At 48.8% G+C, this 23,118-nt stretch carries 17 protein-coding genes; 10 read left to right on the forward strand and 7 right to left on the reverse strand.

All coding sequences use genetic code 11. The features are described 5' to 3' along the window. The first annotated feature begins 507 nt into the window (after positions 1 to 507). Positions 508 to 693 carry a hypothetical protein gene (locus AC4IFB_RS19395; protein ID WP_490777415.1) on the forward strand — a complete coding sequence of 62 codons (186 nt, stop codon included), beginning with the start codon at positions 508 to 510 and terminating at the stop codon, positions 691 to 693. A gap of 45 nt (positions 694 to 738) precedes the next feature. Here the strand turns inward: AC4IFB_RS19395 and AC4IFB_RS19400 are convergent, their stop codons facing one another. From AC4IFB_RS19400 to aceB, 4 genes are all read right to left on the reverse strand, one after another. Further along, the gene (locus AC4IFB_RS19400) at positions 739 to 1,803 is read right to left on the reverse strand and encodes a CNNM domain-containing protein (protein ID WP_490777416.1); all 1,065 of its coding nucleotides are present in this window, start codon (positions 1,801 to 1,803) and stop codon (positions 739 to 741) included. A 192-nt stretch (positions 1,804 to 1,995) separates the two neighbouring features. Next, a complete protein-coding gene (gene rraA / locus AC4IFB_RS19405) occupies positions 1,996 to 2,490 on the reverse strand; it encodes a ribonuclease E activity regulator RraA (RefSeq protein ID WP_490777417.1) in 495 nt (164 codons plus the stop codon). A 222-nt stretch (positions 2,491 to 2,712) separates the two neighbouring features. Beyond that, the gene (aceA, locus tag AC4IFB_RS19410; protein WP_490777418.1) at positions 2,713 to 4,035 is read right to left on the reverse strand and encodes an isocitrate lyase; all 1,323 of its coding nucleotides are present in this window, start codon (positions 4,033 to 4,035) and stop codon (positions 2,713 to 2,715) included. A 57-nt stretch (positions 4,036 to 4,092) separates the two neighbouring features. Then, positions 4,093 to 5,706, reverse strand: a complete 1,614-nt coding sequence (gene aceB, locus AC4IFB_RS19415; RefSeq protein WP_490777419.1) for a malate synthase A — start codon at positions 5,704 to 5,706, stop codon at positions 4,093 to 4,095. Between the two features lie 260 nt (positions 5,707 to 5,966). Here aceB and aceK point away from each other — a divergent pair, with 260 nt between their 5' ends. Then, positions 5,967 to 7,733: a bifunctional isocitrate dehydrogenase kinase/phosphatase gene (gene aceK, locus AC4IFB_RS19420; protein ID WP_490781039.1), complete on the forward strand. Its 1,767-nt coding sequence runs from the start codon at positions 5,967 to 5,969 to the stop codon at positions 7,731 to 7,733. A 238-nt stretch (positions 7,734 to 7,971) separates the two neighbouring features. Here the strand turns inward: aceK and AC4IFB_RS19425 are convergent, their stop codons facing one another. The 3 genes from AC4IFB_RS19425 to AC4IFB_RS19435 form a co-directional block, all read right to left on the reverse strand. After that, positions 7,972 to 9,369, reverse strand: a complete 1,398-nt coding sequence (locus AC4IFB_RS19425) for a TIGR03013 family XrtA/PEP-CTERM system glycosyltransferase (RefSeq protein WP_490781040.1) — start codon at positions 9,367 to 9,369, stop codon at positions 7,972 to 7,974. A 394-nt stretch (positions 9,370 to 9,763) separates the two neighbouring features. Next, the gene (locus AC4IFB_RS19430) at positions 9,764 to 10,165 is read right to left on the reverse strand and encodes a hypothetical protein (RefSeq protein WP_490777423.1); all 402 of its coding nucleotides are present in this window, start codon (positions 10,163 to 10,165) and stop codon (positions 9,764 to 9,766) included. Between the two features lie 261 nt (positions 10,166 to 10,426). Further along, the gene (locus tag AC4IFB_RS19435; protein WP_490781041.1) at positions 10,427 to 11,068 is read right to left on the reverse strand and encodes an adenylate kinase; all 642 of its coding nucleotides are present in this window, start codon (positions 11,066 to 11,068) and stop codon (positions 10,427 to 10,429) included. A 279-nt stretch (positions 11,069 to 11,347) separates the two neighbouring features. Between AC4IFB_RS19435 and AC4IFB_RS19440 the strand changes: the two genes are divergently transcribed. The 8 genes from AC4IFB_RS19440 to AC4IFB_RS19475 all read left to right on the forward strand — a co-directional run bounded on the left by AC4IFB_RS19440 (position 11,348) and on the right by AC4IFB_RS19475 (position 23,116). Then, positions 11,348 to 11,929: a transglycosylase SLT domain-containing protein gene (locus AC4IFB_RS19440; RefSeq protein WP_490781068.1), complete on the forward strand. Its 582-nt coding sequence runs from the start codon at positions 11,348 to 11,350 to the stop codon at positions 11,927 to 11,929. 614 nt (positions 11,930 to 12,543) lie between these two features. After that, positions 12,544 to 13,422, forward strand: a complete 879-nt coding sequence (locus tag AC4IFB_RS19445; RefSeq protein WP_490781042.1) for an RnfABCDGE type electron transport complex subunit B — start codon at positions 12,544 to 12,546, stop codon at positions 13,420 to 13,422. 103 nt (positions 13,423 to 13,525) lie between these two features. Continuing rightward, the gene (locus AC4IFB_RS19450) at positions 13,526 to 18,454 is read left to right on the forward strand and encodes a 2-oxoacid:acceptor oxidoreductase family protein (protein ID WP_490781043.1); all 4,929 of its coding nucleotides are present in this window, start codon (positions 13,526 to 13,528) and stop codon (positions 18,452 to 18,454) included. An 86-nt stretch (positions 18,455 to 18,540) separates the two neighbouring features. Then, positions 18,541 to 19,881, forward strand: coding sequence for an electron transport complex subunit RsxC (rsxC, locus tag AC4IFB_RS19455; protein ID WP_490777427.1), 1,341 nt, complete (start codon positions 18,541 to 18,543; stop codon positions 19,879 to 19,881). 35 nt (positions 19,882 to 19,916) lie between these two features. After that, positions 19,917 to 20,963, forward strand: a complete 1,047-nt coding sequence (locus AC4IFB_RS19460; protein ID WP_490781044.1) for an RnfABCDGE type electron transport complex subunit D — start codon at positions 19,917 to 19,919, stop codon at positions 20,961 to 20,963. 47 nt (positions 20,964 to 21,010) lie between these two features. Further along, complete coding sequence (locus AC4IFB_RS19465) at positions 21,011 to 21,670, forward strand: RnfABCDGE type electron transport complex subunit G (protein ID WP_490781069.1); 660 nt, start codon at positions 21,011 to 21,013, stop codon at positions 21,668 to 21,670. A 107-nt stretch (positions 21,671 to 21,777) separates the two neighbouring features. Further along, positions 21,778 to 22,422, forward strand: a complete 645-nt coding sequence (gene rsxE, locus AC4IFB_RS19470; protein ID WP_490781045.1) for an electron transport complex subunit RsxE — start codon at positions 21,778 to 21,780, stop codon at positions 22,420 to 22,422. A gap of 112 nt (positions 22,423 to 22,534) precedes the next feature. Beyond that, positions 22,535 to 23,116: an electron transport complex protein RnfA gene (locus AC4IFB_RS19475; protein ID WP_490781046.1), complete on the forward strand. Its 582-nt coding sequence runs from the start codon at positions 22,535 to 22,537 to the stop codon at positions 23,114 to 23,116. Positions 23,117 to 23,118 lie beyond the last annotated feature (2 nt).

A 23,118-nucleotide genomic window follows, 5' to 3' on the forward strand; every position in this document is an offset into this window, starting at 1 on the left:
AGTGAACCAAAGTATCTGCTTTTTTGGGGAATTCTCACCCTGATGGTGCGGCAGGGCCGCACCCTACGATTCATCATAGCTTATCGTGTGGCATGCCCCCACCCACAACAAAACCATCAAGCTCGAACAGTAGCCTGATGACTTCCCGAAATAAATCCACGCGTAGGGTGTGGCCCTGCCGCACCATGCCCAACTAAAACCGAAACCACCTGACGAGTCGGTGTAGAGACGCTGCTGATAGTGAACCAAAGTATCTGCTTTTTTGGGGAATTCTCACCCTGATGGTGCGGCAGGGCCGCACCCTACGATTCATCATAGCTTATCGTGTGGCATCATTTCCCCACCCTCACTATTACAACAACCCATTGAAACAGAGGAAATTGTAAACCTGTTCAGTTTCTACAATAGATTATTGTTACTCATTAAAAGCTAACAAATGCGTTGAATTAGCTCACAATCAGGTTAGTATGAGCTATTGGCGATATGTTTATTTTATGGAGTCAGTGGATGAAATCTGTTTTTCTGGCTGGAGCAATATTAATATCAGGATGCTCTGACAAAGTGGATGTTAAGCTTTTTAATTATCAAGGTTGCCGTAAGCAGATGACAGAAGAGTATATCAACCAGGGGATAGACCCCATGGCTGCTGATATGAAATCAAAAGCATACTGTAGAGAACAACAGGATAAGTAGCCTTTTGACTTAATCTATTTCAGAGCAGATCGTTCAGTCTTACTATCATTTCCCATTATCTGAATCATCAATCTCTATCCCCATCGCAGCTGCTCTCTTTTTCCAAAGCCGTCTGGCGAGCTTACGCATATCATCAATCTTATCGCCTTCATCAACAATCTCCATTCCAAGAAGGGTCTCCAGAATATCCTCTAAAGTAAGTATACCCTCCATGCTGCCATACTCATCCACTACCAACATGATATGGCTACGCTTTTGCATGAAAATTTCAAAGGTGGTCTGCAGTGAACTGCTATCGGGTACTGCGACCATCTCTCTACGGTAGACAGTCAACGGGTTTTCAGAGTTACCTCTGGCATGGGAGAGCAGCAGATCATTTCGAAGCACGAAACCTGTGACATGATCACGATTCCCCTCGTAGATCGGAATGCGGGAAAAACGACTGCTGTTATATTGTTCAAAGTACTCTTTCACCGTCAGCTTCTCATCCAGTGAAAAGACAACAGTACGAGGTGTCATGACATCACTAACACGGGTCTCCCGCAGCAATAACAGATTTTTTAAAATCAATGATTCGTGCTCTTCGAGCTTACCTTCCTCGGCCCCCGCTTCCGCCATTGCAGCAAACTCATCCCGTCTGAACTGTCCATGGCTGTGTCCACCTGATAGTAGTTTGGTCAACTGTGCCGACATCCAGATGAAGGGATAGAGTATCCAGATCAGAAACTGCAGCGTATAGGCAGTCAATGGCGCTAACTGCCGCCAATAGTGCGCCCCTAGTGTTTTGGGAATGATCTCAGAAAAGATCAGTATCAGCAGTGTCAGAATCGCTGAAGCCACGCCTACATAGGCATTACCAAAAACAGCGGCAGCCTGTGCACCAGCACCTGCAGCACCGATGGTATGAGCAGTGGTATTCAGCGTCAGAATAGCGGCAAGGGGATCATTGATATTCTGCTTCATTCGCCGCAGTACGTAGGCTGCGTTATGCCCATCCTTCTCTAATACTGAAATGTAGGGATGGGTGACACTCAGGATCACCGCCTCCGCAACAGAGCAGAGAAATGAAAAACCCAACGCTATTGAGACATAGACAATAAGCAAAAGCATGAAGACACCATCGTTTCAAAATATGTTGTCCTCAGTTTATACAGATTTCAGAGAAATAATTCACTAATGGGCAGATTGTCAGAGTTAATAAATCAACACCAGATCCATACCTGAACGAAAATTGACCGCACTTCATGTTGGATTTTGCGTGGGATTAAATAGCAATATTCAATCAGGTGGAAACTTGTCCAATTAAATCGCGGGACGATCCAACACCACAATCCCATCTTCATCCGCATAGAGCCACTCTCCCGGCCTGAATTTTACACCGGAAAAATAGACCTCCCCACCGACTTCACCTGCTCCTTTCTTAATACTTTTACGCGGGTTAGTGGCCATCGCCATAACCCCAAGTGGCATCTCTCTGATCTCAGCAGCATCTCTTATGCAGCCATGCATAATAATCCCTGCCCATCCGTTATCTACCGCTTTCTGAGCCAACAGATCCCCCAGCATGGCACATCGCAGTGATCCCCCCGCATCTACCACCAATACCCTGCCCTGGCCTGGTTGATCCAGCTCATCTCTTACCAATGAGTTGTCTTCAAAACATTTTAAAGTTGCGATGGAACCATGGAAGGTACGGTGCCCACCATAATGGCGAAATCCTGGATAACAGATCTGTAACGCCTCTTCATGGATATCGTAGAGATCAGCTGTTTTCAGTTTGCTTTCACTCGTACTCATTGTGCACCTCTTAAAAAAATTGGGACTAATAGAATTTTAGGAGTTTTAAAAAATCTTTGCAGATAGACTTTGCTAAATAGAAGCCATAGTTTTTTACCGGTAATCCAAAAAAAAGCCGTGCTGATAAGCACGGCCGAAGGGCAGAAAACCGGGTTGAGACTGAGGTGATGATGACTATTGATCGATACAATCAATCTCAAGATCACCTACAGTCTGTCTTGATTACATGCCAGATGCGCTGTCGAACTGCGCTTCTTCAGTCGATCCGGTCAAAGCGGTCACTGAAGAGGCACCACCTTGAATTACAGTAGTGACGTCATCGAAGTATCCGGCACCCACCTCTTGTTGGTGAGAGGCAAAGGTATAGCCTTTCTCTCTTGCAGCGAATTCCGGTTCTTGTACCTTTTCGACATAGTGTTTCATACCTTCGCCACGTGCGTAGTCGTAGGCCAGATCGAACATGTTGAACCACATATTGTGGATACCTGCCAAGGTTATGAACTGGTATTTGTAACCCATGTCGGATAGCTCTTCCTGGAACTTGGCAATGGTGGCGTCATCCAGGTTTTTCTTCCAGTTGAACGAAGGTGAACAGTTGTATGCCAACAGTTTATTTGGATTCTCTGCAAGTACTGCCTGGGCAAACTCTCGGGCGAAGCCGAGATCCGGTGTACCGGTTTCACACCACACCAGGTCAGCATATGGTGCGTAGGCCAGGCCTCGGGAGATGGCCTGCTCAAGACCATTCTTAACCCGGTAGAAACCTTCAGCTGTGCGATCGCCGGTGAGGAAAGGCTTATCATTGGCATCAACATCAGAGGTCAACAGGTTGGCAGCCTCGGAATCTGTTCTGGCCAGAACAAGTGTTGGTACACCCATGACATCTGCAGCAAGACGAGCAGCAATCAGCTTCTGCACCGCTTCCTGAGTTGGCACCAGTACCTTACCACCCATGTGACCACATTTTTTAACCGCTGCAAGCTGATCTTCGAAGTGAACACCAGCCGCACCAGCTGAAATCATGTTCTTCATCAGTTCGAAGGCGTTGAGTACACCGCCAAAACCAGCTTCCGCATCAGCAACGATAGGCAGGAAATAGTCGGTATAGCCATCGTCACCTGGTTGCAGCTCTTTCGACCACTGAATTTCATCAGCGCGTTTGAAGGCACTGTTAATACGACGCACCATCGTAGGCACTGAGTCATAAGCGTACAAAGACTGATCCGGATACATGGTCTCAGAGGTGTTTCCATCAGCTGCAACCTGCCAACCTGAGAGATAGATCGCTTCGATTCCTGCCTTTGCCTGCTGCATTGCCTGACCACCGGTGATGGCGCCCATGCAGTTCACATAACCTTTTTTGGCATCACCGTGAACCAGATCCCACAATTTCTCCGCGCCCTTTTGCGCATAGGTATATTCCGGCTGGACTGAGCCACGCAGACGGACTACGTCTTCCGCGCTATAGCCGCGTTCGACATCGGTCCAACGAGGATTTTCTGCCCAATCCTTTTTCAAGGCTTCGATCTGTTCATTACGTGTCATCTGTATCGTCTCCAGTCTTATCTCTAATTATCTCTTGGTGGTATATGCTACGAGCCATCAATCAAGTTGCTCGTATGCCGGAATGGTGAGGAACTCCTCAAATTCATCGTTGGCAACGATCTGTCGTAGCAGTTCTGCTGCCTGAGTGAACGCACCTGACTCGAAAGCCAGATCGCCGATCTCTCTGCTGATTTCTCCCAGCTCGTCATCGACGATCTGATCGAAAAGCTGATAAGTGACCTTGCGGCCATCGTTTAAAACACCCTTCGGGTAACGGATCCATTGCCAGATCTGTGATCTTGCGATCTCGGCTGTAGCGGCATCCTCCATCAGGTGATGGATAGGTACGGCGCCCCTGCCATTGATCCAGGCAGCGGTATAACGCAGTGCGGCACTGACGTTGTTACGCAAACCGGCTTCGCTTATCTCACCATCTGGAACCTGTAGCAGGTCAGCCGGTTTGATATCCAACGATGGATCGAGGTGATCTAGTTGATTGGCCGATGGCATATGCCGGTCAAATACTTCCAGCGCTACGGGTACCAGGCCAGGATGCGCAACCCAGGTACCATCGTGACCATCCCCGGCTTCACGCTCTTTGTCCTGCCTTACCTTCTCTTTGGCTGCAGCATCTGCTTCAGGGTCATCACGAATCGGAATCTGCGCTGCCATACCACCCATTGCATGTGCGCCACGACGATGACAAGTGTTAATCAGCAATTTTGAGTATGCCCTGAGAAAAGGTACGGTCATGGTGACCTGGCTGCGATCGGGAAACACACACTCCGGATGGGCATGAAAACGTTTGATAAAGCTGAAGATATAGTCCCAGCGGCCACAATTGAGTCCGCAGATGTAATCTCTCAGTTCATACAGAATTTCATCCATCTCGAATACAGCAGTGATGGTCTCTATCAGTACTGTACAACGTATAGTCCCGTGCTCCAGACCCAGCTCCTGCTCGGCCCAGGCAAAGACATCCCGCCACAGGCGTGCTTCCAGATAACTCTCCATCTTGGGCAGGTAGAAGTAAGGTCCACTGCCCATTTCAAGCAGTGTTTCAGCGTTATGGAACAGATATAGCCCGAAATCAAAGAAAGCGCCGGAAAGCCGCCGGCCATCCACACTCACGTGTTTCTCTTCCAGGTGCCAGCCACGGGGACGAACAATCAGCGTGGCAAGCTGCTGATTGAGCTGATAGCGCTTTCCTTCAGGAGAGGTGTGACTCAGAGTACGGTTAACCGCATCGCGCAGATTTATCTGCCCCTCTACTGTGGTATTCCAGTGTGGCGAGTGGGCATCTTCGAGATCCGCCATGAAACACTTAGCCCCTGAATTGAGGGCGTTGATTAACATTTTCTGATCCACAGGACCGGTGATTTCAACCCGTCTGTCTTGTAGATCCTGAGGTGCAGGTCGTACCTTCCAATTTGACTGACGTATGCCTGATGTCCCTTCGAGAAAATCGGGCAGCACACCCGCATTGAGTCGTTGTTGGCGCAAACCGCGCTGTTTCATAAGTTCGCGTCTGGTATCTCCAAACAAACGCTCCAGCTCCGCGACAAAATGTAGCGCCTCAGGCGAGAGAATCTCTTGGTACCCCGGCTCCATATTGCCGGTTATCCTGATCTCCTGGGTCTGGTGCCAGAGGTTCGATGACGTACTGGTCATGGTATTAAATCTCCTCATCTCGTTTGCCGCGCACTCACTCGGTGCATATTTTGCGGCTTAATGTTCAACCCGCTTTTCTCTGAAGCGTGTCTATTTTTTGTGCACTGCGTTAAAGCATAGTGAAAAGGTCAAGATTATTTTCATAAAAATATCAATAGTTAGCTTTGATAAAAAAAATAGTGCAGTGCAATAAAAATCTGCTAAACCTTAGTTAATTGCTCAGTTATCTAAATTAACGAAACAAAGTACGCACCAAAATAATGCATAATCAGCCTCAACAGATTGCCCAATCGATCCTGACAGGATTCGAAAGACACTTTTCATTCTTCCAGGAGATCAGCAGTGCCGCGCGTCAGCGCTTCGAGCATGCTGACTGGCAAGCAGTACGTGAAGCTTCAGCAAAGCGAATCAGTTTTTATGATCTACGGGTCAAGGAGGCGATTGATCGTCTCAAGGCGAGCTTTGATGTTGACTCTCTGGATGACGATTTCTGGAAGGAAGTGAAGCAGATCTACACTGGTTTGCTTCGCTCGCATAGCCGGCCAGAACTTGCTGAAACATTCTATAATTCAGTATTTTGCAGGCTTTTTGATAGGCGCTACTATAATAATAATAAGATCTTTATAGCGTCACAGGTTAACCGACAGGAGCTATCAGAGCGCTATCGTGTCTACATGTCTTTCCATGTTGATGATGGCGGTTTGAAAGGCTGCATTTGGGACATGCTTTCAGCTTTCTATTTCTCCCTTCCCTATGAAGATATCGAACGGGATTGCGATCGTATTGTGCAATCTCTGATGGCACAAACTGGATTTGAAACCCTTCCCAAAGACCTCAGTTTCGACATTCTGGAATCCCCATTTTACCGCAATAAAGCAGCCTATCTGATCGGCAGAATGGTCTATTACGATAAAGTACGCCCCTTCATATTGCCCTTAATTAACAATGAACAGGGGGGGATTTATGTCGATGCCTTGCTCATTCGCGGCAGACATGTGGAGGCGACATTCAATTTTGCCCGAGCCTATTTCATGGCAAAAACCCCGGTACCAACAGCAACAGTGGCTTTTTTGAAGAGCATCATGCCCTATAAAACCCTCTCTGAACTCTATATGAGTATCGGTCTGCATAAACAGGCAAAAAATGAATTTTATCGAGATCTATTGAGTCATCTTGATGAGAGTGAGGATCAATTTATCAGGGCAGCGGGAACACCCGGGTTAGTGATGCAGGTTTTTACCCTCCCCTCTTTTCCTTACGTATTCAAGGTGATACGCGATAAATTTCCACCACAGAAAGAGGTGACACACAAGCTAATCAAGGAGCGCTATCTACAGGTAAAAAAACATGACCGCATCGGGCGTATGGCGGACACACTGGATTTTGCCGATGTTGCCCTTCCCCTCGACCGGATTGAGCCATCTCTGTTGGAAGAGTTACAGAATACGATCGCCAATCAACTCGAAATCGATGATGACAAACTGGTCATCCGACATCTCTATATCGAGCGCAGGATGACCCCACTCAACCTTTACCTGGAAGAGGCTGACGAACAACTGGCCAGAGAGATTCTTGACGATTGGGGCCTCTCTCTGAAGCAGTTAATGGGGGTAAATATCTTCCCAGGGGATCTGCTGTTCAAAAATTTCGGCGTCAATTGTCAACGAAAAGTGGTGTTTTATGACTACGATGAGATCTGCTATCTCAGTGAGTGCAACTTTCGCAAGATCCCAACTCCTCGCAGCTCTCTCGATCTGTTCAGAGATGAGCCCTGGTACAGCGTCAATCCCAACGATATTTTTCCAGAAGAGTTCATCACATTTGTCAGTACAGATCCTAAAATACGTAAGATTTTGATGGAATTACACCCAGATTTATTCGATAGCAGCTGCTGGAAAAAGGCTCAGGATTATCTGGCTGTCGGCATGCAGGCCGACGTGTTTCCCTATCCACAGAAACTGAGATTTTCGCAAAATCCTGAGCATAATCAGGAGAGCGAGCAACTGTTAGCAGCCGTAGCACTTTAGTTGAAATCCCAGCAGTAGGATCTACTCCTCAGGTTTGGATACCTCATGATGCCGATTTTGAGTGATTTTGCCGGAAGCCGTTTAAGATAGGTCAAAGAGGACCTGCTGTAGAGCAAGCACGATATAGGCTAGTGGGCCGCCAGGTGGCGGATAAAGCAACTATCAGCCTTATCCAGAAGCCTTACGCGAATATAGTAGTGACGATTGGATACTCTGTCCCTAACTGCACACACAATACTTATTGAGCACCTTTACCCAGTAACACAACCTCAATGGTTTGCAGCAGTATGACGAAATCGAGCATAGTGCTGGCATTCTTGACGTAGTAAAGATCGTACTCAAGCTTTCTCTTGGCATCTTCTTCGGATGCCCCATAGGGGTAGAGCATCTGAGCCCAACCGGTCAATCCAGGTTTAACCCAATGACGCTGTGGATAGTAGGGAATGTCGTTTGAAAGCTGCATGACGAATTCCGGTCTTTCAGGACGAGGTCCTACCAAACTCATATCACCATTCAAAATATTATAGATTTGTGGTAATTCGTCCAAGCGAGTCTTGCGCAGAAAACCGCCAAGTTTGGTGATGCGTGCATCATTCTTCTGCGCCCATCTTGCGACACCATCCGCTTCGGCATCAGTTCGCATACTACGAAATTTGTAGACCTTGAAAAGCTTGCCGTTCTTTCCTACACGAACCTGGTTATAGAGTATCGGATCCCGGCCCCCAGATTCGATCAGGCTTGCGATGGTAACCAAAACCATCAGTGGTGCCGCGAATATGAAGATGATGATACCCACCGACATATCAAAGCTCTTTTTGATAGCTCGATTCAATGCTCTCTGGCGGTACCCTTCTGTATAGAGCATCCAACTTGGATAGAGCAGATCAATATTGATAATAGAAAGCTCTTTCTCAAAGAATGTCAGCAGATCGAGTATTTGAATGCCTTTGATCTTGCATTCAAGCAGCTCATGGTTGGGTAGTTTTTTACGTCGGTCATCAACCGCCACGACGATCTCATCCACAGCCAGACGATTGGATATCTCCAATAATGATTGATCCTTTACAATCTGCCTATCTTTATCGATCAGCTCGATTCGGTCTCCCTGATTGACATAGGCAACCACAACAACACCCAGTGTATCTTTTTTCTTGATCGACTCCTCTATACGGTCCGCATTGATGCCTACACCCAATACAAGCACTCGACGTTTCAATATTTTGTCTGAGGTTACCCGTACAAATATTGTCCTGGCCACCAAAACGCCCAGTATCGACAGGGTTAAGGCGTAGGTCAGGACTGTCCTTCCATGATCATCGAACATGGGTATAACAACAAGCAGCAAAGCCATCACTGAGCCGCCCACAATAAAAGCCAGAATTATGCGTAAAAGGAAACCCGAGGAGGTCGCCATCGAACCCTTTTGGTAGAGCCCCAAGGCAGTCATTGAAGAGAACATCACCAATGCGTAAATTACTGCCAGATTATCCTCAACACTGGTCAGAACATGGGTGTGTCCGGTGAGCTTAAAGTGAAGCAGTATTGCAGCATGCAGCGATGAGAATAAGATCAATATCTCAGCCACTCCGAGGAGAACAACCGCCTTTGAGATATAGATTCCAAAAAGCTTGATCATAACTAAGCTATCGTCAACTCAAGATGATATAGACTGACACTATCTGGTTGGTGCTGGATATCCAAATCTATTGCATCCTTCATTACCCATTTCTAAGTACAGCAAACTGTTCTTAGTACATTGCTATGCATCTAAGCAACATATTCCATTATTGAACACCCTGTTGCATATAGACAGAATGCCGGATTGCGCCCCTTACTCAATCTCCCCATCCATTTAGCAGAGCAGATTCATCTGCACGAACATGAACAGGTATAGTGCCTCTTATTACCCCGTCGACCAAATGGTTCACTATCAGCCGAAGCAAGCCATGCTCTGATAAGATCGACGGGTTAATAGAATAGCAACTTCTGGCCATCAATGCTGTTTTTGCATCAATTTAATTGCTTCAAGCCTATTTTGCTTCCCGATATGCGTAGTAATCTTCCTTAGATGCGAGAACGAAAGCCACATCGGCTTCTCCGTCAATCTCTGGCACTGCTTGAAGCGTGACCGGTGACTCCAGATCACTGTCTTCCACCTCAATCGAGTCATTCCCATCCCAGATCAGGATCGAATAGATGGAGCGGTCCTCCATATTGTAGCTGGCCTCAGCATAGACCCCTGTATCACCAACGGTCAGGAGAATTTTAGCGTGATTGAATTCACTGGTGAGATTTCTTGTATTGAGCAGCGGCGTAAGATATTTCATCTCAGTGTCGCCTGTTTCATGTACAGCCCAGACAAGAATCGGATATTTTACAAGATCCTCAAGGGTATACTCTTCAAGCAGGAAAGGTTTACCTAATTCAGCCATATGAGGCGCTCCTTATCAATTGTACCGAAGAATAGATCATTGTTTGAAATCGAATCATTTATTGCTCCTCACTTACTACGGGAAACTACAAAATGACACTTTTTTCTGCTTTCGAGTGAGTGAACCTGTCAAATAGATTCCAGATCAACAATAGACCCGCTCACTGAGCGGGTCTATTGCCTATTAACCCGGCAATACAATAGTTACTTTCAGCCGGGCAAATAGATTTGTTGAGTCAATGAACTGTGAGTCAGCTCTGAATCAACCGTTCAATCTCTCCTGGATGGCATTCACCACCGCCTCACTGGAAGTAGCGCTGACTGTCAACAGCATATCTTCGTTTTTGTAGTAACCAACCAAAGGCGCAGTCTTCTCTTGGTAGACATCCAGACGATTGGAGATCGCCTCTTCTGTCTCATCATCCCGCTGAACAACTTTACCGCCACATTTGTCACAGACACCCTCTACCTTGGTGGGCATACTCTTAACATTATATATGGCTCCGCACGCTTCGCAGGTGCGTCGAGTGGTCAATCGATCCAATATCACGTCACGGGGAACATCGATTTCAACTGCGAAATCGAGATCAACACCGATATTTTTCAACAACACACCCAATGCCTCAGCCTGAGGTATAGTGCGGGGAAAGCCGTCAAGAAGAAAGCCATTCTCACAATCCGGCTCCTGCAGGCGCTGTTCCATAATTCCCATAATCAGGTCATCCGGTACCAGATCACCAGCCTTCATAAATGCTTCAGCCTGCTTCCCCAGCTCAGTACCTGCCTGCACCGCACCACGTAAAATGTCACCTGTAGAGATCTGCACAGAGCCGTCTAGTTTGGTCAGCTGCTTAGCAACTGTACCCTTTCCCGCACCTGGCGCACCCAAAAGTATTAGCTTCATTATTGATCGCTCCTGATAGTTGTTTTTTTCATTTCATGTTATTTGTAAGGCCAGCGGAAATATAATGCCCTTAGTGGGATATTTCCGCTCAAACCAAGGTCAAAACCGGCGCCATTATACGTGACCTTGAGTGAATCGTCCTCCTGTATAACTATCGGGGTAAAGTGAGATAGAGAGGCGTCTGAAAATCTCTGAATTTTGGCATTTCAAGACCTCATGTAGAACCTTAGGAATAGAGCTATTCTCCTTAAAAATAAAAAACTTAGGATCATATCAATACTGGCAGCCTTGCTGATAACCAGCTGCTCAAGCTCGCCACCAAAGAGCACCGGTAACGCCTGCAACATCTTTGATGAAAAAGATGACTGGTATGAAGCCTCTCAAGAGTCATTTGAGAAATGGGGTGTTCCAATCCATCTGCAACTGGCCATAATCCACCAGGAATCCAGATTCGAACATGACGCCAAACCACCGAGAAAAAAGCTGTTTTGGTTTATTCCCTGGTTCAGGAAATCCTCCGCCTATGGGTATGCCCAGGTCAAAGACTCCACCTGGGATTGGTATCGGCAACAAACCGGCAACCGATGGGCGGATCGAGATGACTATGATGACGCAGTTGACTTCATTGGCTGGTATGCCAACTACAGCAATAAAAAGCTGGGCATCTCAAAGTGGGATCCCTATCGACAGTATCTTGCCTACCACGAAGGTCATGGTGGTTATAAAAAGGGGAGCTACAAGAAGAAACCCTGGCTGATCAAGGTTGCCCGCAAAGTCGAGAAAAACGCTAAGCGTTATCGCGCTCAGATCGCCAGTTGCCGTGCTGAACTTGAACGCGGCTCGGGATGGTGGCCATTTTGACCTGTCGCTCAACTAGTGTACCTCGTCATAGATTCTGTACCATTCAGCGAGTCAGGAAGGGGTTAGCCGCGCCCCGAAGGAAGTGCCCTTGGAGTGCAAGGCATGCCTCGCAGGGAATGGCCCCTCCCTTGCCAAGAGGCATAACGCCGCGGATAACCCCTTCCAGGCTCGCCCGGAGGGAGCCGCCCCAATACGCCAGCCCTGCGTTGTGGCTCTTGTAAAGGGCCTGCCATTCCCTGCGAGCCACGCCTTGATCTGACGTATTGGGGCGGCTCTGAATGGTACAGAATCTATGACGAGGTACACGAGCATCACTTATTTTTGTCCTGATTAGTAACTATTTTCTATTTTAGAAAGCTTGAAATTTGCCGCTATATTTCACTGATAAGGCGTCATGGTTGAATTCCCCCACCGTGGGTATAGAGTTGTCTATATGATTCGGCTACTGATCCTGAGAGAGAGTTTATGCAATCATTAATTTTTTCAATGCTAAACGAGTATTTATAAAAATTAATACTTTCTATTAAACCCATTCCATAGACCAATACTAACCCCAACATTAGAATAAGTATGGTTTCAGTTAGGTTACTCACGTATGACATCTGGTAATGGAAATGGATATTGAGATCGCACTAAACGTAACGACCGCTATCCTATTTATGGGCATCCTAGGCCTATTGCTCTCCTCCATGCTGGTATTTGCCAACAAGAAGCTCTGGGTATTTGAAGACCCTCGTATCGACGAGCTTGAAGGCATGCTGCCTGCCACCAACTGTGGCGCTTGCGGGAATGCGGGTTGTCGCCCCTTTGCTGAGGCATTGATCTCAGGTGAAGTCACTCCGGCTCAATGCACTGTCAGCAGCGCCGACGCCATACAAGAGATTGCGGACTACCTGGGAGTAGATAGTGGCGATGTGATAAAGCGTGTCGCTCGACTGGCCTGCGCCGGCGGTAATCATGTCGCTCGTATGCGCGCCCAATATAAAGGTTTAGAGACCTGCCGTGCCGCAGCGGTAGTTGCAGGTGGCCCGAAAAGCTGCACCTGGGGTTGTATCGGCCTTGCTGATTGTGCCGAGGTGTGTGACTTTGATGCCATTACCATGGACCACTACGGATTACCCGTTGTGGACAATACAAAATGCACCGCATGTGGTGATTGTGTTGACATCTGTCCAAAAGACCTATTTTCGATTCATGACGCATCCCATAGATTGTGGGTTGCCTGTAAAAACCTGGAACACGGCGATATTGCAGAAAATGATTGTGAAGTTGCATGCACCGCTTGTGAGCGCTGCGTAAAAGATTCGCCTGAAGGATTAATTACAATTCAAGACAACTTGGCTGTGATCGACTATAACAAGATTAGTCTAGCCTCCCCGATTGCTACTGAGCGCTGCCCTACAGGGGCTATTGTCTGGCTTGATGAGACCAAAGGTGTTGTAAAAGGACATCAAGCCAAACGTATTGTACGCAAAGAAGCACTACCTATTTGATGGTAGACAGAACCTTAAGCCCATGCTTTTTGTTTTCTCTTGATAACAACCTGTTGTTCTAGAGACAGAAAGTAAATTGCAAACCTAGCAAAGAGAAGTTTCCATGTTCGGTAAGAAAGAAGAGAAGAGCTTCAAATACCCCGGTATCCGTATGGCAATGGATGGTAACGGAGCAGTCATTATGTGTGAGAGGGAAGCCTCTGACGCGGCTGGTGCCTATCCAATCACACCCTCAACACAGATGGGTGAATATTGGGCTGAAGAGACAGCCAAAGGCCATATCAACATCTCAGATCGTTCACTGATTTTTATTGAACCGGAATCAGAGCATGCTGCCGCAGCGGTGACTGCAGGCATGTCCATGACGGGTCTGCGCTCTACCAACTTCTCTTCCGCTCAGGGTGTGGCATTCATGCACGAATCCCTGTACGCAGCTGTAGGTAAACGTCTGCCCTACGTCCTCAATATTGGTTGCCGTGCGATCACTAAGGCCTCACTGAACGTACACTGTGGCCATGACGACTATCACTGTATCGACGACACCGGTTTTTTTCAGGTCTTCGCTAACAACGCACAGGGGGCTGCGGATCTAAATCTGATTGGTCGTAAGATTGCGGAACTCTCCCTTACCCCTGCTGCTGTTGCCCAGGATGGATTTCTCACCACACATTTGATCGAGCCATTAATGGTTCCCGAGCGAGAGATGATCGCTGAGTACCTGGGCCGCCCTGATGATGAGATCGAATGCCCAACACCAGCGCAAAAGCTACTCTTTGGTGAAACCCGTCGTCGTGTACCAGCGATCTGGGACGTGGACAACCCTATGCTCTCCGGTTCTGTTCAGAATCAGGACGCCTACATGCAGACGACTGCTGCTCAACGTCCCTACTTTTTCCAGCATATTCCTGAAATTGCTGACAAAGCAATGGATGATTTCTATGAACTGACTGGTCGTCGCTATAACCGTCTGGGTTGCTACAACACTGAAAAGGCTGACTACCTCATCGTCGGTATGGGTTCGATGATTGTCCAAGCCCATGGCGTTGCCGACTACCTTGAGAAGACCCGCAAGCTGAAAGTCGGTGTTGTCGATATCACCATGTTCCGTCCTTTCCCTGGAGATCTGCTTGGTCAGGTTTTAAAAGGTAAAAAAGGTGTCTGTGTATTGGAACGTACCGACCAGCCTCTGGCCGAAGATCTGCCACTGATGCGTGAGGTTCGCTCGTCAATCTCGAAATGTATCGAAAATGGTCAGGCTAAAGCGGGCAAGCTCGCTCAGCCCTATGAAAAGTATGACAGCTACACCAATTTTGCTGATGCCCCCCACCTCTACTCCGGCGCCTACGGTCTTGGCTCCCGCGACCTGCAGCCGGAGGCCTTGATTGGCGCTGTGGAGAACATGCTCCCAGAGGGTAGCCAACGTAAGTTTTTCTACCTGGGTATAGATTTTGTTCGCGATGCGGAGACGCCAAAGCAAGAGATCCAGCTGCAAAAACTGAAAGAAGCCTATCCAAATATTGCTGATATGGCCCTGCGCGGTTCTGAAAACCCCAACCTGATGCCTGAGGGCTCAATCACTGTGCGTATGCATTCAGTCGGTGGCTGGGGCGCTATCACAACCGGTAAAAACCTGGTCATGACCCTCTATGATCTGTTGGGTTATGAGATCAAGGCGAATCCGAAATATGGTTCGGAGAAAAAGGGACAGCCCACGACCTATTATCTCTCTGCGGCACCTACCCCAATTCCACTCAACTGTGAGTATCACTATGTGGACGTAGTGTTAAGCCCCGATCCAAACGTGTTCGGTCACTCCAATCCCTTATCTGGATTGAAACAGGGTGGAACGCTGATTATCCAGTCCAACCTGGAAACAGCCGATGAGGTTTGGGAATCATTCCCACGTTGGATGCAGCAGCAGGTCATCGACAACGAAATCCACGTCTTTTATGTAGACGGCTTCAAAATCGCCCGTGAAGAAGCCTCAGACGTTGAGCTGCAGCTGCGTATGCAGGGTAATGCTTTCCAGGGTGCATTCTTTGCCGGATCGCCACTTATGGAGATGTCCGGTCTGGATGAGAAAAAACTGTTCTCTGCCATTGAAGCCCAGCTTGAGGCCAAGTTCGGCAACAAGGGACGCCGCGTGGTTGAGGATAATCTGCGTGTGGTACGCCGTGGTTTTGATCAGATTCATGAAATCACCAATAAGGTTGTCGGGGCTACCGCTCAGATGCCGGTAAAGAAAGAACTCGGTATGCCGGTAATGCTCAAACAGCTTCCCGAATCAGAAGGCGGCATCTCCGATGTACACCGCTTCTGGGAGCAGACCGGAAGTTTTTATGCCTCTGGCAAGGGTAACGACAATCTGGCGGACCCCTATCAGGCGCTATCACTGATCCCTGCATCTACCGGCGTTTATCGTGACATGACTCAGATCCGCTTCGACTATCCGAAGTGGGTTGCCGAAAACTGTACCGCCTGCGGAGACTGCTACACCATATGTCCCGACAGTGCCATTCCCGGCCTGGTCAATAGAGTCAGCGATGTCTTCAATACCGCTATCGATCGCATCGAAACAGGCGGTCGCCCGACTCAATATCTACGAAGAGAGAGCCGTAACGTCGAAAAACGTCTGCGGGAATTGCTGAATGATAACGGTGAAGCTGCCGATGTGCGGTCAATGCTGGATCAGGCTGTACTCGAAGTGATTGCTGCGGCTGATGTAGAAGAGCAAGCTCGCGCTGCTCTGGAAGAGGAGTTTGGCCTGTTTCTGCAGACTATGGGCAAGTTCGATTTCTCCGTTACCAAACCCTATTGGGGCAACATGGAGAAGAAGAACAACAACAGCGGTGGCCTCTTCTCCATCACCGTCAACCCTTATACCTGTAAGGGCTGCATGGAGTGTGTCACGATCTGTGAAGATGATGCCCTGGTCGCTACCCTTCAGGATGAAGAGGCAATCCAGAAATTGCGTGATGACTGGAACTTCTGGCTCGATCTTCCAACCAGTGACGCTTCATTTAATCGCATCGATGACCTGGATGAGAAGGTTGGCGCTCTGCAAACCTTGTTGCTGGACAAAGAAAATTACAACTCCATGGTTTGTGGCGACGGCGCCTGCCTGGGTTGTGGTGAGAAGACCATCATCCATCTCTTCACCGCGACTGTAACTGCGTTGATGCAGCCCAGGGTTAAACAGCAGATCGAGAAGATCGATAAGCTGATCGAACAGCTTGAGCAGCACATCAGATTGAAACTGGCAGAAGGCGTCGACCTGAGCAACTCGCAAGCAATTGCAGAGGCCGTATCAGGCGACGATGAGAGTGACCTGACCCTCTCCAACCTCAGTGACAACCTGGACAGTAATCGCGAGAAGACAGTCATTGATCGCGAATGGCTACAGTCGGTGACGCAGCTGCTGGATGAATTGCGTGATCTGAAATGGCGCTACACCGAGGGTGTAACCAATAACGGACGTGCCGAGATGGGTATTGTCAACGCTACGGGTTGTACTTCAGTCTGGGGTTCAACCTATCCCTATAATCCCTACCCTTTCCCTTGGGCCAGCCATCTGTTTCAGGACAGCCCATCAGTTGCCATGGGTCTTTTCGAAGGTCACATGCGTAAGATGGCAGATGGCTTTGGGGCGATTCGTAGAGCTGAGCTTGAACTCTCTGGCAAATTTAACTCTGCGGAACACGATAGCTTCTTCCAGCAGTTCAACTGGAAACAGTTCAGCGAAGACGAATGGCAACTCTGCCCACCAGTTGTCTCGGTCGGTGGTGATGGCGCGATGTATGACATCGGCTTCCAGAACCTCTCCCGTGCATTGGCATCGGGTATGCCGATCAAGGTCCTGGTACTGGATACTCAGGTCTACTCCAACACTGGTGGCCAGGCCTGTACCTCCGGCTACATTGGCCAGGTAGCGGATATGAGTCCTTACGGCAAAGCCATGAAAGGTAAGGAGGAGATCCGTAAGGAAGTCTCGCTGATTGGTATCGCTCACAGAACAACTTATGTGCTGCAGAGTGCGATCAGTAATACCACGCACTTGTTGGAAGGTTACATCGATGGTCTCAACAGTCGCCGTCCGGCTCTGTTCAACATCTATGCTGTATGTCCACCGGAGCATGGCGTCGGTGATGACATCGCCTACAAACAATCCAAGATGGCTGTTGAGTCTCGCGCCTATCCGTTGATGAAGTATGACCCTGATGCGGGTGACACCATCGAAGAGTGTATCGATCTGGAAGGCAACCCGGCCCTGGATGACGATTGGCCAACCTATACCATCGACTATCTCAACGAGAAAGGTGAAGAATCCAAACTGGAAGTACCGATGACCTTCGCTGACTTTGCCGTCACAGAAGGACGCTTCCGCAAACAGTTCCGCATGGCACCACCAGAGACCTGGAATGATGACATGGTCCCGATGGAAGAGTTCCTTGACCTGGATATGGATGACCGTGAAGGCAAATTCCCGTATATCTGGGGCGTCGACAGTAAGAACCGTTTAATGCGTATCATCTGTGCTCCGGAAATCGCAAACTCCTGTGACGAGCGCCGTCAGTTCTGGCATCAACTCAAAGGCATTGCCGGCGAGATGAACAAGGTTGACGTGGATGCACTGGTTGATCAGGCCAAGGTCGATATGGCCAACCGACTCAGCTCTACCCTGCTCTCCATGGCAGCAAGTGGTAATGCCGGCGCTTTGGCAGGATCTATATCTGCCAATGGCAGCACTACAGCTGCTGATGGTGGCAATGGTGCAGCAGCAGACTATGAACCGGTTTGGATAGAGACGCCTGAATGCACCGCCTGCGATGAGTGTATCGAGATCAATCCTAAGATCTTCTCTTATAATGACGAGAAGAAAGCGGTTATCGTCGACCCCAAAGGTGGTCAGTTCAAGGATATCGTAAAGGCCGCTGAGAAGTGTACAGCTGCCTGTATCCATCCAGGAACCCCCTGGAATTCATCTGAAAAAGATCTGGACAAGTTCGTCAAACGTGCAGAGAAATTTCAGTGATTCTTAGGCCTGGGTCTACCAGTATGATCATCAACAATAACAGTGGGCGGAGCTTCGGCTCCGCCTGTTGAAGAAATCAGAAAGCTATGGGATTGTTCGACCTGCTGTTTGGGCAGAAAGGTTTTACTCACGGAATCCATCCACCCTATCATAAGGATACGGCGGATAAACCGATCCGTCGTCTACCCTTTCCGCCACAATTGGTATTGCCGCTGGATCAACACATCGGTAAACCAGCTCTACCTCTGGTTCACAAAGGCCAGGAGGTTGTGCGTGGTGAGCCGATAGCGAAAGCCGATGGCAACTTTTCGGTACCACTGCACGCGCCCGCCACCGGCAGGATACGCGGCATAGAGTTAATGCCGACGCCTAAAGGCCCAAAAACAAATGCCATCGTTATTGATGTCTACGAAGGTTCAACACAGGAAGTGCTCTGGGAACAACCCCGGGACATGAGTGAGTTGAATCCGGATGAGATCATTCAGGCGATCCAGGATAGCGGCATGGTGGGTCTGGGCGGTGCAGCCTTCCCCTCCCACATGAAACTGACTATTCCGCAAGATAAAGAAGTCGATACACTGGTTATCAACGGATGTGAATGTGAACCCTATCTGACCTGTGATCACCGTATCATGCTGGAGCACCCGAAGGCGCTGTTACGCGGCATCCGTTATGCCATGCGTGCTACCGGGACCCAGAAAGCGATCATCGGTGTGGAAGACAACAAGATGGATGCGGTGGAGGTACTCAAGAGCCACCTCTCCAAAGGAAGCCCGGTTGAGGTAAAAGCAGTAGAGACAAAATACCCGCAGGGCTCTGAAAAGATGTTGATTAAATCTGCGCTCAACCGGGAAGTCCCTACCGGCGGCTTACCATCCGATATTGGCGTGGTGGTCAACAATGTAGGTACTCTGGCAGCTCTCGGTGATCTGCTGCCCCAAGGTCGAGGTTTGATCGAGCGGGTAATTACCGTCGCTGGCCCGGGAATTGGTAAACCGGCGAACTACCTGGTTCCTCTGGGCACTCCGATCAGACATATCCTGGAGCACGTTGGCTACGAAGGCTCTCGTACCGAATTCATTTTAGGCGGCCCGATGATGGGGCCTGCTGTTTCGGCCCTGGACACCCCAATTACCAAAGGCACCTCTGGTCTACTGGTACTCAATGAGCCCTCCATAGAGGATGAGAGCCATAAAATCTGGCCCTGCATTCGATGTGCCCGTTGTGTCAATGCCTGCCCCATGCATCTCAACCCCTCAATGCTGGGGTTGCTTGCAGCCAAGCGAAAATATGAGGAGATGGGTCTGGACTATCATCTGAACGACTGTTTCGAATGTGGCTGTTGCTCCTATGTCTGCCCATCGAACATTCCGCTAGTACAGTATTTCCGTATCGCAAAAGCGATCAACCGGGAGCAGGCTGCTTAACCCGGATAGCCGATGTTATAGAGCTAAAAATAAACATGAGTAAAAAACCAACCATTGAATTGCGCACATCTCCTCATGCTCATGCTGGGGAAGATGTCGTTATCATCATGCGCAATGTGGTCTACGCCCTGTTACCCATCTGCGCCTTCACCATCTGGCAGTTTGGCCTCAGCGCGCTGGCCCTGTTAGTTGTTGTTACAGCTACCTGCCTGCTCAGTGAGCGTATGTTCAATAAGTTAAGTGGCAAACCCAACAGTCTTGGGGATTGGTCTGCAACCATCACCGGTCTTCTGTTGGCTATGACTCTACCACCAGGCTTTCCCTTGTGGATGGGTGTGGTTGCCGGTTTTATCGCAGTTGCTCTGGGCAAGGCGATGTTCGGTGGCCTGGGCATGAATGCAATGAATCCTGCATTGATTGGACGAGCCTTTGTTCAGGCTGCCTTTCCTGTCGCAATCACAACCTGGACTCCTGCCCTCTTCGAAGGTAGATTCAGCCAATTCATTCCAACCACCCTCACCCCGCCTTTCCTGCAACCACCAACCATTGGAGAGTGGGTATCAGAAGTAACAGTTGATGCCTTTAGTGGCGCAACCCCCCTGGCACTACAAAAATTCGAAGGCGTGGTAACCGAACATCTGGATCTTCTACTGGGGACCACAGCAGGATCTGCCGGTGAAACATCCGCTATTCTTATCCTTGCTGGTGGACTCTATCTTGCTGCAAGGCGAATGCTTGATTGGCGTATTCCGTTGATGGTTCTTCTTGGTGCAGCGATTACTGCAGGCATCTTCTTTCTAATCGATCCTTCACGCTATCCAGATCCACTATTCGTCCTGCTCTCTGGTGGATTGATGCTGGGTGCCTGGTTTATGGCCAGTGATATGGTTGGCTCCCCTGTGACACCACTGGGCGTAATCATTTATGGATTATTGATCGGTGCGCTAACCGTGATCATTCGGCTATTCGGCGGTCTCACCGAGGGCGTGATGTACGCTATCCTGCTCGGGAATGCCGCAACACCTTTGATTGATCAGATCACCCAACCGAGGGTTTTCGGGCAACAGAGGACAAGCAAGTGAATACCCCTGAAGCTCAAGCCATACCCCCTTCAACACCTGCAGGTCCAATGATCCGTACCCTGATGGGTATAGCCATGCTATCCGGATTCCTGGTTGTGCTGACCTATCAGCTGACCAAACCCATAATTGCTGAAAACCAACGCAGGGCTACTGAAGCTGCGGTATTTCAAGTCATACCCGGTGCGGTATCACGGCGTGATTTCGTGGTCAATGAATCCGGCCTGGTCGCTGTTACCCCGGATACCCCGGCGGAAGGCACACTGATCTATGCTGGGTATGATAGTAATGGCGCATTGAAAGGCGTTGCTGCCAAAGCCGCGGCTCAGGGATACGCGGACATGATCTACCTGCTCTACGGTTTTGACCCTGCCTGTGAATGTATTCGCGGCATCAAGGTTTTGAAACTGGCCGAAACCCCAGGATTGGGAGACAAGATCATTACCGATGATAATTTCGTCGCCAATTTCGATGCCCTGGAGGCAAAGTTAAACCAGCAGGGTGATGGGCTGGCCAATGAAATCACAACGGTAAAACACGGCACAAAAAAGAATCCGTGGGAAATTGATGCCATATCCGGGGCTACCATCTCTTCGAAGGCGGTCGGAAAGGCACTTAATCAATCGTCAAAACAGCTGCTTCCACAGTTGATGCCCAACCTGGATGTTTTGACTGAGGCTCCACCTCAGATAGATGAGCCGGAATCATGATCAAAAAGTTTGGATCTGTGCACTATATGCTTGATTCCTTTGATCGTGAGCAAGGAAAAGTAGAGACCTGTTGATCGACAATTACTGATTAGAACTGACTGGCAAATATGGCAAAGAAACAAGACAACACCATAACATGGGAAACCTTCAACGAAGGCCTGTGGCGAGATAATCCCGTGTTCGTCATGCTGCTGGGCATGTGTCCGGTTCTGGCTGTGACTAACTCTGCCATCAATGCCCTTGCAATGGGCGTTGCCACCATGTTTGTGCTCCTCGCCTCCGGCACACTGATCTCTTTGCTCAGGCACAGTATCCCCAAACAGGTTCGTATAGCCACTTACATCGTAATCATCGCCACCTTTGTCACCATTGTCGACTACACCATCCAGGCGATATCACTGGATCTCTATAACGCCCTTGGCGCATTTATCCAATTGATTGTGGTGAATTGCATGATTCTCGGGCGCGCGGAAGCCTATGCCTCCCGAAATCCCCCTTTGAAAGCGATCGTCAACGCAACCGGCATGGGTATCGGATTTACCTTTGCCCTGCTCTGCCTGGGAGTAGTTCGTGAGATTCTGGGGGCTGGCAGTCTGTTTGGTTTTGATCTGTTCGGGCCACGGTTCGAGCCTTGGGTAGTGATGGTTCTGCCTGCAGGGGGGTTTCTTGTACTGGGAGCCTGGCTGCTGTTTTTTGAATGGCTGAAACAGCGTAAAACTGATTCAGAACTTAATCCGGCCGCAGAAACATGATCAAATCAGTCAACAACATATGTGCGAAAAAAGCGCAGATTATTCCGACTGATCAAAAGTCAATTGATCGGCCCATGATGATTCAACCCTATTTCTCTGCAGTGTGACCAATATGGCAACAGAAAACCTCAGCTTCATATTTCTCAATGCTGTACTGGCAAATAATTTTGTTCTTGCTCTGTTTCTGGGGTTGTGTCCATTTCTTGGTGTATCAGGAAAGATCAATACCGCCCTGCCAATGGGACTGGCGACCATGTTCGTGATGCTGGTCAGTTCAGTCTGTGCCTATATGATCAATCAGGTACTGGTTGCCTTTGATATCGAGTTTCTGCGACTGATTGCCTATATCGCTGTCATTGCCAGTGCGGTACAGCTGGTTGAGATGACCCTGAAAAAGTTCTCTCCTGGGCTATTTCGCTCACTGGGAATCTTTCTTCCTTTGATCACAACCAACTGTGCAATCCTCGGCCTCGCTCTGTTTCAGACTTTTAAAGAGTATAATTTTCTACAATCCCTGGTTTATGCCCTGGGAGCAGGTACTGGTTTTATTCTCGCCATCCTTTTGATGGCCGGATTACGAGAGAAACTGGAACTTTCGACCATGCCAAGTATCACCCAAGGCGCTGCGGTCAGTTTAATGTTGGGCGGCCTGCTATCCCTCTCATTCATGGGCTTCGCCGGACTTGGAGGCTGATT

It is taken from the genome of Candidatus Thiodiazotropha sp. AKIB8, from assembly GCF_058244675.1.

Excerpts from the sequence above, each read along its gene's own strand:
- AC4IFB_RS19445 (WP_490781042.1), top strand. The coding sequence starts at position 12,544 with ATGGATATTGAGATCGCACTAAACGTAACGACCGCTATCCTATTTATG.
- AC4IFB_RS19395 (WP_490777415.1), top strand. The coding sequence starts at position 508 with ATGAAATCTGTTTTTCTGGCTGGAGCAATATTAATATCAGGATGCTCT.
- rsxE (WP_490781045.1), top strand. The coding sequence starts at position 21,778 with ATGGCAAAGAAACAAGACAACACCATAACATGGGAAACCTTCAACGAA.
- rraA (WP_490777417.1), bottom strand. The coding sequence starts at position 2,490 with ATGAGTACGAGTGAAAGCAAACTGAAAACAGCTGATCTCTACGATATC.
- AC4IFB_RS19460 (WP_490781044.1), top strand. The coding sequence starts at position 19,917 with ATGAGTAAAAAACCAACCATTGAATTGCGCACATCTCCTCATGCTCAT.
- rsxC (WP_490777427.1), top strand. The coding sequence starts at position 18,541 with ATGGGATTGTTCGACCTGCTGTTTGGGCAGAAAGGTTTTACTCACGGA.
- aceK (WP_490781039.1), top strand. The coding sequence starts at position 5,967 with ATGCATAATCAGCCTCAACAGATTGCCCAATCGATCCTGACAGGATTC.
- aceA (WP_490777418.1), bottom strand. The coding sequence starts at position 4,035 with ATGACACGTAATGAACAGATCGAAGCCTTGAAAAAGGATTGGGCAGAA.
- AC4IFB_RS19475 (WP_490781046.1), top strand. The coding sequence starts at position 22,535 with ATGGCAACAGAAAACCTCAGCTTCATATTTCTCAATGCTGTACTGGCA.
- AC4IFB_RS19465 (WP_490781069.1), top strand. The coding sequence starts at position 21,011 with ATGATCCGTACCCTGATGGGTATAGCCATGCTATCCGGATTCCTGGTT.
- AC4IFB_RS19450 (WP_490781043.1), top strand. The coding sequence starts at position 13,526 with ATGTTCGGTAAGAAAGAAGAGAAGAGCTTCAAATACCCCGGTATCCGT.
- AC4IFB_RS19435 (WP_490781041.1), bottom strand. The coding sequence starts at position 11,068 with ATGAAGCTAATACTTTTGGGTGCGCCAGGTGCGGGAAAGGGTACAGTT.
- AC4IFB_RS19425 (WP_490781040.1), bottom strand. The coding sequence starts at position 9,369 with ATGATCAAGCTTTTTGGAATCTATATCTCAAAGGCGGTTGTTCTCCTC.
- aceB (WP_490777419.1), bottom strand. The coding sequence starts at position 5,706 with ATGACCAGTACGTCATCGAACCTCTGGCACCAGACCCAGGAGATCAGG.
- AC4IFB_RS19430 (WP_490777423.1), bottom strand. The coding sequence starts at position 10,165 with ATGGCTGAATTAGGTAAACCTTTCCTGCTTGAAGAGTATACCCTTGAG.
- AC4IFB_RS19400 (WP_490777416.1), bottom strand. The coding sequence starts at position 1,803 with ATGCTTTTGCTTATTGTCTATGTCTCAATAGCGTTGGGTTTTTCATTT.